Origin of the sequence: Pseudomonas sp. GD03842 (assembly GCF_029841165.1) — a bacterium.
GTDB lineage: Bacteria > Pseudomonadota > Gammaproteobacteria > Pseudomonadales > Pseudomonadaceae > Aquipseudomonas.
On sequence record NZ_JAOCEA010000001.1, the window covers coordinates 200,708 to 217,145 of the forward strand.

Here is a 16,438-nt window from a genome sequence, read left to right on the forward strand (position 1 = left end):
TAAGTCCCTTAACCGCGTGACGCAGCAGCGGCAACCTTGGCGTCCAGTTTCTTCTGGGCCTGAGGCTGGTTGCTGGCTTCGAGTGCTTGGCGTTGTTGCTGCAGGGCCGCGAGGGTCTCGGGGCTGGCCATTGGCGTGTCTTGCGGATCGATCGGCGAGCCGGGGCGAACGCGTTGCAAGCCGCTGACGATGATGCGGTCGTCTTTGGCGAGGCCGCTGCGTACGATGCGCAAGCCTTCGAGTTTCGGCCCCAGCTCAACATTGCGGTACGTCGCCTTGTTGTCCTTGTCCACCACCAACACGAACTTCTTGCCCAGGTCGGTGCCGACCGCTTCGTCCTTGATCAGGGTGGCGTTGTAGGTGCCACTGCCCACCAGTTTCAAGCGAGCATAGAGGCCGGGGGTGTATTCGCCCTTGCTGTTGTCGAACACGGCGCGACCACGGATGGTACCGGTGCGCGGGTTGACCTGGTTATCGACGAAGTTCATCTGACCCAGGTGCGGGTTTTCGACTTCATTGGACAGGCCCATGTACACCGGCGTGGTTGCGCTGCGTTTGCCGTCGCGGGCCAATTGGTTGTACTTCAGGAACACGCGCTCGTCTGCGTCGAAGTAGGCGTAGACCTTATCGGTGGAGACCAGGCTGGTGAGGATCGACTGGTCGGCGGTGACGATGTTGCCTGCGGTGATTTCCGCGCGGCTGACGCGGCCCGTGATCGGCGCGGTCACGCGGGTGAAGCTCAGGTTCAGTCGGGCCAGGTCCAGTTGTGCCTGAATGGCGGCGACCGCGGCTTTGGATTCCTGGGCGGTGGTGGTCCGCGAGTCAGCCAGTTCGGCGGAGATCGCGTTGTTGGTGCGCAGACGCTCGCCACGTTGCGCTTCGTTGTTGCTGCGCACCGACGCTGCCTTGGCCTGTTGCAGCTGCGCCTCGAGGCGGTGGACTTCCGCTTCGAACGGGCGAGGGTCGATCTGGAACAGCAGGTCGCCTTTCTTCACCAGTTCACCGTCGGTGAACGCCACCGAGTCGATCTGGCCGGAGACGCGCGGACGAACCTGCACGGTTTCCGGGGCTTCCAGCCGGGCCGTGACCTCGTCCCATTCGTTGACAGGCTGCTCAAGCACCTTGGCCACATTGACCTTGGCCGCCGCCGGAGCCTGGGCTGCCGTTTCAGGGCCTTTGCCGCAAGCACTGAGCACCACCAGCGCCAACGCGGCAAGGGGGTAGCGCAGAGGAGTAAGTGACTGAACCATGGGAAAATCCGCCGATGTTATTGAGATTGGCGGATTCTGTTCCCGGGGGTTCTATTGCACGAATCGAATACGGCGAAGGTAAATATCAGTGTGAATGATATGTCCGACCTCGAAGGCTCTGGGACGCGGCTTTCAGCGGGCCAAGGGGAATTTTCTCCCACCGATCCGCGAATCCCCTCACCAAACGTCATACCCATGACGGGTTTTTGCTGTATTTGACGGATCAGTGAGCCGATGGCGAAGGGGGAGCGAACACCAGGCCCGAGGCCTTCAGCAGCGCCTGAGTATAGGGATGTCGTGGCCCGGCGAACACCTCCCGGGACGGCCCTTGCTCGACCACTTTGCCGTCCTTGATCACGATCAACTGATGGGCGAGCGCATGCACCACCGCCAAGTCGTGACTGATGAACAGGTACGTCAGGCCGTGCCGGACTTGCAAGTCGCGCAACAGCGCGATGATCTGCTTTTGTACGGTGCGGTCCAGCGCCGAGGTGGGTTCGTCCAGCAGGATCAGGTCAGGTTCCAGCACCAAGGCGCGGGCGATCGATATCCGTTGGCGCTGACCGCCGGAGAACTCATGGGGGTAGCGGTGGCGGGTCTCCGGGTCGAGCCCCACTTCCCGCAGCACGCGGATCACTGTCTGCTCGCGTTCGAGAGGCGTGCCCACGTCGTGGGTCAACAGGCCTTCGGCGATGATTTGCTGCACTGTCATGCGCGGGCTCAGGCTGCCGAACGGGTCTTGAAACACCACCTGCATCCGCTTGCGCAGCGGGCGCATCAGGTGCTGGCTGTGCAGGCTCAGTTCCTTGTTGGCGAAACGGATGCTGCCCTCGGAATCGATCAGGCGCAGGATCGCCTGGCCCAGCGTCGACTTGCCCGAGCCGGACTCGCCCACGATTCCCAGTGTCGTGCCCTTGAGTAGATCGAAACTCACGCCGTCCACGGCCTTGATGTAATGGCGTTCGCGGCTGAACACCGATTTCGGCAGGGCGAACCACACCTTCAGCGCGTCGACGGAGAGCAGCGTGTGCGGGTGCTCGCTGGCCACCGGTTCACCGTCGGGCTCGGCATCGATCAGCAATCGGCTGTAAGGGTGCTGCGGTTGGCTGAACAGGGTCTGGCAGTCGGCCTGCTCGACGATTTCCCCGCTACGCATGACGCACACGCGCTGGGCGATGCGACGCACCAGGTTGAGGTCATGGCTGATCAACAGCAACGACATGCCCAACCGCACCTGAAGGGACTTGAGCAGCTCGAGGATCTTTACCTGCACAGTGACGTCCAGCGCGGTGGTGGGTTCGTCAGCGATCAGCAGATCCGGCTCGTTGGCCAGCGCCATGGCGATCATCACCCGCTGGCGCTGGCCGCCGGACAATTGGTGCGGGTAGGCCTTGAGCCGCTTGAGCGGCTGCTGAATCCCCACCAGCTCGAGCAGTTCCAGGGTCCGTTCATGGGCGGCCTTGCCTTTGAGGCCCTTGTGCATGGCGAGGATTTCGCCGATCTGTTTGGCCACCGTGTGCAGCGGATTGAGCGAGGACATGGGTTCCTGGAAGATCATTGCAATACGGTTGCCGCGCAGTGCGCGCAATTGCCCGTCGGTGGCGTGCAGCAGGTCGACACCGTTGTAACGAATGTGGCCTTGGGTGCTGACTGTCTTTGCCGGCAGCAAGCGCAGGATCGAATGTGCCGTCACGGATTTACCAGAGCCGGATTCACCCACCAACGCCAGGCACTCGCCGCGCCGGATGCTCAGGTCGATGCCGTGCACCACTTCAACGCCGTTGAAGGCGACCCGCAGCTGGCGGATGTCGATCAGGGTTTCAGACTGTTGTTCGTCCATCGCATCGGACCTCAGGTTCGCGGATCAAAGGCGTCACGGCAGGCTTCGCCGATGAACACCAGCAAGGTCAGGATCAGTGCCAGCGCGCAGAAGGCGGTCAGCCCCAGCCAAGGCGCCTGCAGATTACGTTTGGCTTGACCGATCAATTCGCCGAGCGACGCGCTGCCTGCGGGCATGCCGAAGCCGAGAAAATCCAGTGCGGTCAGCGTGGCAATCGCGCCTGTCACGATGAATGGCAGGTAGGTCAGGGTGCTGGTCATCGCGTTGGGCAGAATGTGCCGCAGCATCAGCGCGCTGTCGGTCAGGCCCAGCGCCCGCGCGGCTTTGACGTATTCCAGGTTGCGCCCTCGCAGGAACTCGGCACGCACCACATCCACCAGCGCCAGCCAGGAAAACAAGGCCATGATGCCGAGCAGCCAACCGAAATTCGGCTCCACGAACCCTGACAGGATGATCAACAAGTACAGCACCGGCAGACCGGACCAGATCTCCTGCAGACGCTGGCCGATCAAGTCCGCCAGCCCTCCGTAGTAGCCCTGCACAGCGCCGGCCAGTACGCCGATCACCGTGCTGATCAAGGTCAACGCCAGTGCGAACAGGATGGACACTCGCGTGCCGAACAGCACCCGGGCCATCACGTCCCGGGCCTGATCGTCGGTGCCCAGCCAGTTGCATGCGCTGGGGGGGCTGGGGGAGGGTTGCCTGAGGTCGTAGTTGACCGTGTCATCACTGAACGGAATCGGCGCGAACAGCATCCAGCCGCCTTTGTCGGCGATCAGTTTGCGCACGTAGTCACTGCTGTAGTCCGGCTCGAACGGCAGTTCGCCACCGAAATCGGTTTCCAGGTACTGATGCAGCGTCGGGTAATAGAGGTTGCCCTGGTAGCTGACGATCAGCGGGCGGTCATTGGCAATCAGTTCGCCGCACAGGCAGACCGCCAGCAGTGCCGCGAAAATCCACAACGACCACCAGCCCCGCCGGTTGGCCTTGAACAGGGCCATGCGTCGTTTGCTTTGCGGTGAAAACTCGAACATCAGGCGTTCCTCGCGGAGAAGTCGATGCGCGGGTCGACCAGCGTGTAGCACAGGTCGCCCACCAGCTTGATCAACAGGCCAAACAGGGTGAACAGAAACAGCGTGCCGAAGACCACCGGGTAGTCCCGTGACACGGCGGCCTCGTAGCTCATGCGGCCGATGCCGTCGAGCCCGAAGATGGTTTCGATCAGCAGAGAGCCGGCGAAAAACACCTCGATCAGCGCCTGGGGGATGCCCGCCACGACCAGCAACATCGCATTGCGAAACACGTGACCGTAAAGCACCCGGCGTTCACTCAGGCCCTTGGCGCGAGCGGTGACCACGTATTGGCGGCTGATTTCGTTGAGAAAGCTGTTCTTGGTCAGCAGGGTCAGGGTCGCGAACCCGCCGATGACCAGCGCGCTGACGGGCAGCACCAGATGCCACAGGTAATCCCGTACCTGGCCCATCATCGACAGGCGGTCGAAGTCGTCGGAAAACAGCCCCTGCGCCGGGAACCAGCTCCAGTAACTGCCACCGGCGAACAGCACGATCAGCACGATGGCGAAGAGGAACGCAGGCACCGCGTAGCCAATGATGATCAGGCTGCTGCTCCAGACGTCGAACCGGCTGCCGTGGTGCACCGCCTTCTGAATGCCCAACGGAATCGAGACGAGGTAGGTGATCAGCGTGGCCCACAGGCCCAGGGACAGGGTCACGGGCAGTTTCTGCGCAATCAGGCCAGTGACGGTGGTGCCCCGGAAAAAGCTGTCGCCGAAGTCCAGTCGAGCGTAGTGCGTGAGCATCAGCCATAAGCGCTCATGCAGCGGCTTGTCGAAGCCATACTGATGCTTGATGGCTTCCACCAAAGCCGGATCCAGCCCTTGGGCGCTGCGGCTGACATTGCCGGTGGCGGCAATCTCGCCTGCACCGCCGCCCACGCCCCCGGCCGCGCCGAGACCTTGTACCCGTGCGATGGCCTGTTCGACCGGGCCGCCCGGCGCCGCCTGCACGATCAGAAAATTGACCACCAGAATGCACAACAGGGTGGGGAGGATCAGCGCCAGGCGCCGCATCGCGTAGGCCAGCATCTCAGTGCGCTCCCGACGTGGACGGCGTCGCCACCTGCGCAGCGCGCGGCCCCTGGACCGGCGCGCTGGTCTGCGGTGCCGTGCGCTCGGCCATCTGCTGATCGGTCAGCGGTACGGGGCTGACCTGCCACCAGGTGTCCAGCCCCACGTCGTAGGTCGGGGCGACTTTCGGTTGCCCAAAACGATTGGCGTACACCACCGGGATGCCGCGCGAATAGTAATTCGGAATCATGTAGTAGCCCCAGAGCAGCACGCGGTCCAGTGCCCGCGCGTAATGGATCATGTCGTTGCGGCTATTGGCGGCCACCAGCCCATCGATCAGGGCGTCCACGGCCGGGTTGCGCAGCACCATCGCGTTGGAGCTGCCCACCTGCCTGGCGCTCTGCGAGCCGAACAGGTTGTACAGCTCACGTCCGGGCGAGAGGATCGGATTGCCGGTGTTGGGGAGGGTGACCACGATCATGTCGTAATCGCGAGCGTTGAGCCGGTTCATGTACTGCGCCGAATCGACTCGGCGAAAGTTCAGCGTGATGCCGATCTGCGCCAGCACTCGCTTGTAAGGCAGGACCAATCGGTCGAAACCGCCTTGGCCGTCGAGAAAGGTGAACGTCAGCGGTTGCCCGGCCGCATTGACCAATCGGTTGTTCTTGGGCAGCCATCCGGCCTGCGCCAGCAGCTTCAGCGCCTTGAGCTGTTTGTCGCGAATGTAGCCGCTGCCGTCGGTCTTCGGCGCGTGCCAGACCTGAGTGAAGACTTCGTCCGGAATCTGCCCGCGCAGGGGTTCGAGAATTTTCAATTCCTGCGGGTCCGGCAATTCGGTGGCCGCCAGTTCGCTTTTGGGAAAATAGCTTTCTTCGCGCACATAGAAGTTGCGCATGATCTGGCCGTTGATCCATTCGAAATCCCACAGCATCGCCAGGGCTTCGCGCACCCGGCGATCCTGAAACATCGGCCTGTCGAGGTTGAACACGAAGCCCTGCCCGGCGACCGGGCGCGACTGCGCCAGGATGGTCTTTTGCAAGCGCCCATCCTGCAGCGTCGGGGCAGAATAGCCGACGACGTAGCCCGCAGAGGAATACTCGCGGTTGAAGTCGAAACTGCCGGCCTGTACCAGTTGCCGGGCGACGTCGATGTCCCCATAGAAATTCACGGTCAGGGTGTCGAAGTTGTACAGCCCACGGCTGACGGGCAGGTCCTTCGCCCACCAGTCGTTCACCCGCTGGAAGCTCACGCTGCGTCCTGCATCCACCCGCGAGACTCGATAGGGCCCGCTGCCCAAGGGTGGTTCGAACCCGCCGCCCTTGGTGAAGTCCCGGGTTTTCCACCAGTGCTCGGGCAGTACCCGCATGCTCGCCAGGTCCAGCGCGAGGGTGCGGTTGAGGTTGTTCTTGAAGTCGAACCGCACCTGGTCGGGCGCCTCGATCACCACGTCCTTGACGTCGGCGTACAGGGGGCGGTAGCTGAAGCTGCCCTGGGTCATCAGAGTCTGGTAAGTGAACCGCACGTCCTCGGCCGTGATGGGCGTACCGTCATCGAAGCGCGCCTTGGGGTTGAGGTAGAACCGGACCCAGAGGTTGTTCGGATCGCGCTCCAGTTTTTCGGCGACCAGCCCATAGACGGTGTACGGCTCGTCCAGCGAGCGGTAAGCCAGCGGCGAATACACCCAACTGTCGATCTGGCTGACGGAAATGCCTTGATCGACGTAGGGCGAGAGGTAGTTGAACTGACCGATTTCCTCGGCCGAGCGGCTCAGTGACCCGCCTTTGGGTGCATAGGGGTCGACGTAGTCGAAATGGTTGAAATCCGCCGGGTATTTCGGCGCTTCGCCGTACACGGTCAAGGCATGGGACGGGGTGGCGATGGCCAGCGGCACGTCACACAGGAAGGAAGCGAAAAACGCGACGGTGTACAGCAACGCGATGCCGCAAAGCAGGCGTCGCGATGAAAGAGGAGGGACGCACATGGTTGAACAGTCCTTGGTGTACGGGAACCTGAGCCTGAGAAAAAATCCCCCGGCCGGGGAAGGTGGATGAGACCTGTGGGCCGGGGGCGCGATTTCGCAGAACTGCCCCTCACGCGCGGGAGCGACGCGCGTCAGGGCAGGGCTCAGAAGTGGTACGTGGCGCGGGCGAACAAGGTGCGTCCCAGTGGGTCGGCGTAGCGCGGGTCATAGCCGGACTGGAAGTTGTAGGCCTGGTTACTGAACGGTGGATCGCGATCGAACAGGTTTCTCACCCCAGCGTCGATATCCAGCACTTTCTCGAAGGTGTGGCCTACCGAGAGGTCCCAGACCGAATACGACGGGACACGGTCGTTGGCGGACCGGTCATAGTCGTTGTAGCCCGTGGTGAAACGGTTGGTCAGCGAGGCGCGGCTGTCGCCCAGGTTCCAGGTGCCGATCAGGACGTGTTTCCAGCGCGCGATTACCCCATCACCCTGAAAGTCGCCCACCTTGTCGGTGTAGGGGCCGTCGATGATGTTCTGGAAGTCATAGCGATCGACGTAAGTGCCGGTCAGGCCGAGACCGAATTGCCCGTAAGGGGTGTTCGGGAAGCGGTAGTCCAGTGTCACGTCCACACCGTTGGTCTTGACGATGCCCAGGTTGGCGTTGCCGGTGACGATATTGGCGATCGAACCGTCGGCATTGCGGATGATGCGGTCGCCGTACAGATCGGCCTGATCGAACACCGTGGATTCCGGGAACGACTGGATCTGGTTGGAAATGTGGATCCACCAGAAATCCAGCCCCATGGACAGGCTGTTGGTCGGTTGATAAACAAAGCCCAAGGTCACGTTGCGGGCTTTTTCCGGCGACAGGTTCTGGTTGCCGCCACTCAAATTGAGGAACTGCTGATTACAGTCGCGACCGGCTTGGCCGCCGGGCTGCACGGTGCCCCCAGCGCACAGCACCGGATCGTCGTAGTAACCCTGGCTGTAACTCAGGCTTTGCGGGGCATACAGTTCATACAACGACGGTGCACGAAAACCTTCGCTGTACGCGCCGCGCATCACCAGCTCCTTGAATGGCTGGAAGCGGAACGAGTATTTGGGGTTGGTAGTGCTGCCGAAGTCGCTGTATTTGTCGTGGCGGACGGCGGCGCTCAGCTCGAGGCTGTCGAGCACTGGGACGTTGAGTTCGGCGTACTCGGCCTTGACACTGCGATCCCCCGACACACTGCCTGCCGAGTCGACGCCCAGGCTGCTGATGTCATCGACGAATGCCTCGTAATCCTGATGCAATTTTTCCTTGCGGTATTCGCCGCCCAGCGCCAGACCGGCCTGACCTGCGCCGAACCAGTCACCGATTTCTCGGCTGACCTTGCCGTCGAAGCCATAGACGCGGCCCACCGCGCTGGAGTACTGGCCGTGGTAGGTGTTGTCATTGATGAACTGCTGCCCCGCGGCCGATTGTGGTCCGAACGGGTTCAGCAGGCCGCTGGCCAGGCCTGACCTGAGGGCGGAGTCGCTGACGTAGCCGGAGGTCACCGAAGACAAGACCTTGTTCTGGTTGTAGGAAGCACCGAGGTTGTAGTCCCAACCGCCGACGTTGCCGTCGAAGGTCAGCAGCAAGCGCTGGCTGGTGTTCTGGTCTTTGTTGCCCCGCGGCCCGGCCGCCGTTTCACGCCAGGCCGTGTCCACCGGCTGGGTCGGGTCCAGAGCGAAGTTGGTCGGGCCGGGGGTGATGCCGTTGCCGGGGTAGTAGGGCGAGGACGGATCGACGCTCAGGCCGGTCAATGGGGCCGGGCCAATGTTGGTGGCGTTGTTGTTGCGCGCCCAGAAGTACTCCAGGCTGACGTTGTGATCCTCGGCCAGTTTGCCGGTGGCGCGACCGAAGAACGACGTCTTCTCGGTTTCCGGGATCAGGTCGATGTATTCGCGGGTGCTGAATCGGCAGATACCGTCAACGCCCACCAGGCTGGGGCCTGCGCAGTTCGGGCCCAGGGGATTGGCCGAGTTGCCGTTCTGGTAGTAGTTGCCGGGGAAGGCGGTGCCGGAGGTCTGGTTGAGGCCACGGCCGGGCACGTAATCCTTGGCAAAGGAGCGATCGTTGGCGTCCAGGTTCTGCTGTTTGCTGTAATTGAACACGCCCATCACGTTGAAGCGGTCTTCGTCCAGGTCACCGAAACCCCAACTGGCGCTGGTGTCTTTGCTGGCACCGCCACCGCTGGCGGTCGGGGTGTCGCCGCCCAGGCTGAGGGTGCCGTCGGTGAGGGACTTCTTGGTGATGAAGTTGATCACGCCGCCGATCGCATCGGTACCGTAAAGGGCTGAGGCGCCGTCGCGCAGCACTTCCACACGGTCGATCGCGGCGAACGGAATCATGTTCAAGTCAATGGCGCTGCCATTGGGCGTGCCGACCCCGGACAGGGCGTTGTTGGCCAGCCGGCGCCCGTTGAGCAGTACGAGGGTTTTGTTGGCGCCGATGCCGCGCATGTCCGCATAGGACGCGCCGCCGGTCGAAGCCCCCACCGAGCCCGAGCTGTTGTACAGCGACTGGCTGCCGGTGATGCGTGAGACCAACTGCTCAGTGGTGGTCACGCCCTGTTTTTTCAGTTCATCGGCCCGCAGAATCGTGACCGGCACGGCCGTCTCGGCATCCGCACGGCGTATCGCAGAACCCGTCACCTCTACACGTTTCAACTGTGTCGTGGCCGGGACGGCGGCAGCCGCGGCCGGAACCGCCGCTTCGCTGGCGGGCGCGGCTTCGACGCTGCTCTCTGTGCTCTCGGCGGCGTACGCCGGACTGATGCCCACCGCCAAGGCACAGATGAGTGCTCGAGGCTGGCGCCGCACGGCCAAAACCAAAGGCTTGAGGGTAAAACCGGGAAAACTCATCAGCATGGTAATTTCCGACTTATTCCAGTTGTGATTGAAATGGCCTTGTGAGCCCTCGTTGCTCCGACGCGGTCGTGGCGGTCGGGAATTCCTTTTTTCAAGCAAGCCGCTCCCCTCCGTGGCATCGCCACGGACGGCCATTACATTGGGAGTAGGGTGAGCAGGGCGCGTCAGATGCGGCCCCGCTTGTCTATGGGTGCGTCATTTGGAAGTCATCACGGAAATCTTCGTGATCCCCGAGCGCTCGATCGACGCCATGGCTTTCGCCACCTGGCCATAGTTGACGCTGCTGTCTGCCTGCAACTGCACGCGGACGTCCGGGTCCTTGGCCTTGACGTCCTTGAGGCTGACTTCCAGAGATTCCGGTGCGATCTCGGATTTGGCGAGGTAGAACTTGCCGTCCTGATCGACACTGACCACCACCGGGTCTTTCTTTTCGGCAGGGGCCACGGCGTCGGTTTTCGGCAGGTTGACCTTGATGGCATTGGTCATCAGCGGGGCGGTGACGATGAACACCACCAGCAGCACCAGCATCACGTCCACCAGCGGAGTGACGTTCATTTCGCTGAGCACTTCATCGCTGTCTTGGGTGGAGAACGACATCAGCTCGCCTCCCGAACGGCTTGGCCGTTCTTCTGCGCGATGGGCTGGCGGTTGACGGCAAAGGCGCTGCGCTGAGCCAGGGCATCGAAGTCGTGGGCGAAGTCATCCATGTCGGCGACGGCAGCCTTGAGGCGACGCAGGAAGAAGTTGTAGATCAGCACCGCCGGTACTGCCGCCGCGATGCCCACCGCAGTGGCGATCAGCGCATGGCCGATGGGGCCGGCCACCGTTTCCAGACTGGCCGAGCCGCTGGCACCGATGCTTTGCAGCGCTTCCATGATGCCCCACACGGTGCCGAACAGGCCGATGAACGGCGCGGTGCTGCCGATACTGGCGAGGATGGCCTGGCCCGCTTCCAGGGCACGGCGTTCCTTCTGGATCTGTTGGCGCAGATTGCGCTCCAGGCGGTCGGCGCGGTTGATGGTATGGGCCAGTTGCTGGGTGGTGCGCGGGTTGTCTTCCACCGACATGGCCTCGAACCCACTGTTGGCAATACGTGCCAGGGAGCCCGGGTATTGGCTGGCATGTTCGGCGGCGGTCATCAGGTCAGGCGCTGTCCAGAAGACTTTGCTGAACTGCCGGTTCTGGGTTTTCTGCCGCATGTACTGCGCGGATTTGATCAGCAACATGGCCCAGCTCAGGACGCTGAACAGCACAAGGGCCCACAGCACGCCGGGGACGATCATGGAAGAAAGCGATTCGTTCATGGTTGCACCTTACCCACTCTATAAAGGTTGTCTGTTGGTTCGCCGGGTCATTCCGGCAACTTGAAATCGATGGTCTGGGTCGCGTAGCCCTCGATGGGCGTATCGCCACGCTTGGCCGGGATGAATTTCCAGTTGCGCACCGCTTCCACGGCAGCATCGTCGAGCACCTGCTTGCCACTGGATTTGGTCACTTCCACCGACCCGGCTCGGCCGTTCGGCAGCACCTTGATGCGCAGGATGACCCGGCCTTCCATGCCTTTGCGCAACGCCGCCCCCGGGTATTCCGGCGGAGGGTTGCCCAGGCTTGCCAGCCCGGAGATCGCCGCCGACTCCTTCACCGGCGCAGGAGGTGCCGCGGGCGCTGCTGGCGCAGGTGTCGGTGCCGGCGTCGGTGGCGCTGGCGTGCTAGGCGCTGGGGGTGTGGGCGGCGCGGGCGGCGTCGGTTTTTTCACCGGTTCCGGCTTCTTGACCGGTTTGGGCTTCTCCACCTTGGGCTTTTCCACTGGCTTGGGCGGGGGCTTGACGGCGTCAGGGTCCTCCACGGGTTGCTCAGGTTCCGGTGGCGGTGGCGGAGGAGGGGGCGGTGGTGGCGGTGGCGGTTCTGGAGGCGGCGGTTCCGGCGTAGGGGGTGTGGGGCTGCTCAGCTCAACCGTCATTTCCGGTACGCGTGGCGCAACTTCCGGCACGTCGGCTTTTGCTGTTTGCAAATACCACCAGACGGCCCCGTGAATAAGCACCGACGCCGCAACCAATAGCAGAACGTACGGTGCATTCAAACCTCCGGGTCGCGAAGTGTTTTCCTTGAAAGGAATACTCGGCCAGCCATCAGAAAGTTCATGCGGTGGCGGCTCGGGTAAAGCTTTCATTTTTACCGCGTCGTTCATTAAAGCTCCCTCGGGTTAAAGAAGGGCAATACGGGCTCGTTCAAACATGTGGCAATGTTCGAATGCGTGACGCCTGCGCAGAGAGAAGGCGAATAGACGTCAATAGCGGGCGACTCACTGCCAGCTAAAGGTCAACAATCTGTACCGATGAAGTGCTCAAGAAGATGGCATGGCAATGTCCTGATTCTTGTTCTGTACGTTGAGGTGAATAGGGGGCCGACGGCCTTTACATCACTAATTTAGCAACCGGTATGCCAGCCGAGACCCTCTGGGGCGGGCTTTTCAGAGCTGGCAGCCTCGATGTCGCATTCCTGTAAGTTTTTAGCGATCCCATGATTCATTGGTTGTTTTCTTGCCGTTAGCGATCTGTTTTTTTTGAAAAATCGGGGGCGAGCGAGTCCGACGAACTGCGCGGTGTGTCTTCGCGAAAGTTCGGCTTCAAGCGATGTTTATAACTGCACCAAACCTGTTAGTTGGGTGTCAGCTTGGTGCGTGAGGTATTAACGATGCATGCGGTTGGGCTCCTTTATTAAATGACTAATGGGTCACACGTTGTGAGAAGGGACAGTTTTCAGGGCGAGCGAGAGCGTCCATCCGATCTTGATGGCTATTTAATATTTGGTTGCCGCTGAATGTAAGAAAATGTCCCGAATTTATAAAAGTCTGTTATCGCCTTATTGTCAGGGTCGAGAAGCACTTAAATAAAAAGAAGGTCGTCACAACAAAATAAATCACCCAGCGAATACCCACCTGTCTCAGACACCGTAGGTCTGCTCAGGTGGGTCAAACCAGGCCGCTAGTGGGGAGTGGCAAAGCTGGCGCAGTGCGGTGGAGCGAGGCGTGGCGCACCCGGTTCAGGGTTCATGCCCAAGGGGGAGGCAGGCGCGAGGTCTAGCGGATGGAGCGAATGGGGGAAGTGACGGACTGGCACGGGATCGAATTCCTTATCGAGCGGACGCGAGACTTTTGGTAGGCGTCCTGCACTGTTATTGGACAGGGTGATGTCCTTTACATGCACCGTGGTGCGTATAGCGCACCGGTGGGCAGCGTATACCCACGACGAGTAGCCTGTTTGGGCCGGTTCTCGTGGTACGGGCGTTCCACTTGAAAGAAATGTGCCAAAAAGCCGCCTTTTTGTAACATTTCTTCGCCGACGGCCCTTTGACGCGAGCGGGCTCGCCTTGTCGACGCAGAAAAGGGACGGGCCTTCTAGGAAGCCCGTCCAATGGCGGGATACCGGGGCCGCTGCGTCAACCCTCGCTCAGCCGCTGCCCCAGCGCCGGGAGCAGCGCCTCACAGGGGTCAGCCACTTTGAGTTGCAGCAGGTCATCCGCCCGGGTCTTGCCCAGGTTGATGGCAAGCAGGGGCTTGCCCTGCTCGGCGATGGCTCGGCACAGACGAAACGCTGAATAAGCCATCAATGAAGACCCGACCACCAGCAGGCCGTCCGCAGCTTCGATGCGCGCCACGGCACGGGCGGCCGTCGGCGGGGCGACGTTCTCGCCGAAAAACACCACGTCGGGTTTCATCCGGTCACCGCCGCAGTGAGGGCAGTGCGGGACCTGAAAGCGCTCCTCGAACGCGGCATCCAGCAGCGTATCGCCGTCGGGGGCCTGTACGGCGTCCACCTCTGCCAGATAAGGGTTCTGTTCCATGAGCGTGAGTTGGACCCGGTCGCGTTCGGTGCGCTGGCGGCAGTCCAGGCACAGCACCCAATGGAGGCTGCCGTGCAGTTCGATGACATCCTCGCTGCCCGCCTGATCGTGCAGGGTGTCCACGTTCTGAGTGATGACCCCGCTGATCAAGCCCTGCCGCTCCAACCTCGCCAGGGCCGCGTGGGCGGCGTTGGGTCGGGCGGCCCGTACCCTTGGCCATCCCAGCATGGCCCGCGCCCAATAGCGGCGGCGCGCCTCGGGCGCGTTGAGAAATTCCTGAAACATCATCGGTTGCCGCCCACGCCGTACCCCTTCGCTGTCGCGATAGTCGGGAATACCGGACGACGTGCTGATGCCTGCACCGGTCAATACCGCGAAAGAGCGGCCGGTCATCCAGTGCAAGAGGGATTCGACGCTGGTCGGAACGGGCGAGTCAAGCATGGGCAGGTCCTCGTGAATACGGCAAGTGGGCTGATACTAAACGAGGAGGGGGAGGTTGTGCGGCGGGCTGACACTGGGTCGGTATCGAGGCAGTCCCGTGCAGGGGTGAGCCGTATCGCGAAGGCGGTCAGCCAACCGCTCCCGCGTTCTCCGACGCACCGCCGTGCACAAGACTTCACGACTGCTGCGCAATCCGCGTGGACCACACAGCGGTCACAGCCTTCTCTTCGGCTAACTCAACAGCTCGGCAAACGCCTTGTCCGCTTCCAGCACCGCAGGCAGGGCGGCGAACAGGGCTTGCAGGTCAACGCCCTCGAACAGCGGGCCGTCGACCGCCTGGCGCGCCTCGGGCGTGGCGCCGCCGTGGTCTTCCAGCGCGTCGGCGACGAGAATGGCCTGCGCCACGATGCGTGCCTGGGTCGAGTCACCCGGTGCCTGCATGGGACGGGCCTGATACGCGATGGCGTGCTGGATCACGGGTGGCAGCTGCCAGCGCCTTGCCAATTCCGCGCCCACTTCCGGGTAGCCGAAGCCCAGTTGCAGGGTCTCCAGCGCCGCACGGCTGGTGGTGCCGGTCTTGCTGACTTGGTTGATACGCTCGGCCACGTGCGGTGCACCGGTCTGGATCAGCAATTCCCCGATGTCATGCATCACGCCGCAGGTGAAGGCGATTTCGGCATCGGCCTTGGATTGCTTGGCCAGCAGGCGGGCGATTCCCGCCACCTGAAAGCTCCTCAGCCAGAACCCCTTGAGGTCGAAACTGGCACTGGCCTTGAACGCGCCGGTCACGGCTGACGCCAGCACCAAGGTGCGCAGGGTGTTGAAGCCCAGCCGCATCGCTGCGTCCTCGATGCTCGAAGACTCCCGCGCCCCTCGGAAGCGCGCCGAGTTCGCCAGGCGCAGGATCTTGGCCGCAATGACAGGATCTTTCTCGATGTTGCGTGCAACGCTTTCCAGATTCGACGACGGATTGTCGAATTGTTGAATCAGGTCCTGAGCCACTTTAGGAATGCTCGGAAGACTGCCCAAATCCGCAAACAACTGCTCGATACCCATGGCCTGGCTCCTGTTTCGTCTGACTTACAACACCATAGGCAAGATTCCCGAAACTGCACGGCCTTCGTTGTGATTTTGATACGGTCGGCACAGACCGCTCGGAGCGGCTTGGGTGACCCCTTGGAATCAAGGGGTGCGCGGATCGAAAAGGCCGGATACACGCTTGGGCAATGTCGAAGCGGTTTCAGTCATAAGTCATCCTTGATCGTCAATGTGATAAGAGTCATGGGTCGAATTTCTTCAAATAGCCATCCACCAACTCGATCAGCCGTTCGCGACCGAAGCTGGCGCAGTGGCCACCATGCACCACCCGCACCGGCAGCTCGCGCAGCCGGTGCATGGTGCGGATGTAGGCTTCGATGGACGAATGCGCGAGATTGTCCAGCAACTCGCCGTCGTAGATGGCGTCGCCGGAAAACAGCGTCTGGGTCTTGGCTTCCCATAAGCCAATGCTGCCGGGGGAGTGGCCCGGCAGGTGCAGCACCTCGAAATGCCGGTTGCCGAGGTCAATGACATCCCCCTCGTCCAGAGTACGGGTCACGTGGGCGGCCTGGATTTTCCAATGGTCAAGATCGTAGTCGGGCGAGGGCAGGGCCGTGATGATCGGCCCCAGCTTGTGGCCGCCCAGGGTGGCGAGGCTGAAGTCATGGGGATCGAAACCAGGTTCGACGAGCGTGAAATGGCCGTCCGAGGTGCGCAGTGCGTCGGCTTCGGCGCGGTGCACCAGGCATTCGTCGAATTCATGATGGCAGCCTACGTGATCCAGGTGCACATGGCTGGCCACGGCACTGATGCGATGGCCGAAGAGGTGCCTGGCCGCTTCGCGCAGGCTGCAGATCCCCATGCCGGTGTCGACCACCACGTCCTGATCCCGCCCGCGAATGTGCCAGATGTTGCAGCGCAACCACGGCGTGACGTGAGGCTCGGTGATCAGTGTGATGGCGTCATCGATGGTACTGAATGCGTACCACTGGTCTGCGACTTTCTTGAGCATTGTCGACGCCTCGCTCGGCGGGCCAGAAGGGAAGGCTGCCAGACTCGCAGGTTGTCGGCGCTTTTTGA

Annotated in this window: 12 protein-coding genes; all 12 read right to left on the minus strand. The window is 62.0% G+C overall.

The features are described 5' to 3' along the window. Window positions 1-8 precede the first annotated feature (8 nt). Complete coding sequence (gene mexE, locus N5D61_RS00935) at window positions 9-1,250, minus strand: multidrug efflux RND transporter periplasmic adaptor subunit MexE (RefSeq protein WP_108238140.1); 1,242 nt, start codon at window positions 1,248-1,250, stop codon at window positions 9-11. Between the two features lie 223 nt (window positions 1,251-1,473). After that, window positions 1,474-3,090, minus strand: a complete 1,617-nt coding sequence (locus N5D61_RS00940) for an ABC transporter ATP-binding protein (RefSeq protein ID WP_108238141.1) — start codon at window positions 3,088-3,090, stop codon at window positions 1,474-1,476. A gap of 11 nt (window positions 3,091-3,101) precedes the next feature. Beyond that, window positions 3,102-4,124 (minus strand): ABC transporter permease, encoded by a 1,023-nt coding sequence (locus tag N5D61_RS00945; protein ID WP_279890162.1) that lies wholly within the window; start codon window positions 4,122-4,124, stop codon window positions 3,102-3,104. Then, window positions 4,124-5,194: a microcin C ABC transporter permease YejB gene (yejB, locus tag N5D61_RS00950; protein ID WP_279890164.1), complete on the minus strand. Its 1,071-nt coding sequence runs from the start codon at window positions 5,192-5,194 to the stop codon at window positions 4,124-4,126. Before yejB ends, N5D61_RS00945 begins: the two co-directional genes overlap by 1 nt. A gap of 1 nt (window position 5,195) precedes the next feature. Then, window positions 5,196-7,157, minus strand: a complete 1,962-nt coding sequence (locus tag N5D61_RS00955; RefSeq protein WP_279890166.1) for an extracellular solute-binding protein — start codon at window positions 7,155-7,157, stop codon at window positions 5,196-5,198. Window positions 7,158-7,300: 143 nt separating this feature from the next. Then, window positions 7,301-10,036: a TonB-dependent receptor gene (locus N5D61_RS00960; RefSeq protein ID WP_279890168.1), complete on the minus strand. Its 2,736-nt coding sequence runs from the start codon at window positions 10,034-10,036 to the stop codon at window positions 7,301-7,303. Between the two features lie 195 nt (window positions 10,037-10,231). Beyond that, window positions 10,232-10,633, minus strand: coding sequence for a biopolymer transporter ExbD (locus N5D61_RS00965; RefSeq protein ID WP_279890170.1), 402 nt, complete (start codon window positions 10,631-10,633; stop codon window positions 10,232-10,234). Then, window positions 10,633-11,340: a MotA/TolQ/ExbB proton channel family protein gene (locus tag N5D61_RS00970; RefSeq protein WP_108238146.1), complete on the minus strand. Its 708-nt coding sequence runs from the start codon at window positions 11,338-11,340 to the stop codon at window positions 10,633-10,635. The genes N5D61_RS00965 and N5D61_RS00970 overlap by 1 nt, the downstream gene beginning before the upstream one ends. A gap of 47 nt (window positions 11,341-11,387) precedes the next feature. After that, window positions 11,388-12,224: an energy transducer TonB gene (locus N5D61_RS00975; protein WP_279890171.1), complete on the minus strand. Its 837-nt coding sequence runs from the start codon at window positions 12,222-12,224 to the stop codon at window positions 11,388-11,390. A 1,250-nt stretch (window positions 12,225-13,474) separates the two neighbouring features. Next, window positions 13,475-14,320 carry an NAD-dependent protein deacetylase gene (locus N5D61_RS00980; protein WP_279890172.1) on the minus strand — a complete coding sequence of 282 codons (846 nt, stop codon included), beginning with the start codon at window positions 14,318-14,320 and terminating at the stop codon, window positions 13,475-13,477. A 231-nt stretch (window positions 14,321-14,551) separates the two neighbouring features. Beyond that, on the minus strand, window positions 14,552-15,376 hold the full coding sequence (locus N5D61_RS00985) for an HDOD domain-containing protein (protein ID WP_108239754.1): 825 nt from the start codon (window positions 15,374-15,376) through the stop codon (window positions 14,552-14,554). Between the two features lie 223 nt (window positions 15,377-15,599). Next, window positions 15,600-16,370, minus strand: coding sequence for an MBL fold metallo-hydrolase (locus N5D61_RS00990; RefSeq protein WP_279890173.1), 771 nt, complete (start codon window positions 16,368-16,370; stop codon window positions 15,600-15,602). Window positions 16,371-16,438: the final 68 nt, after the last annotated feature.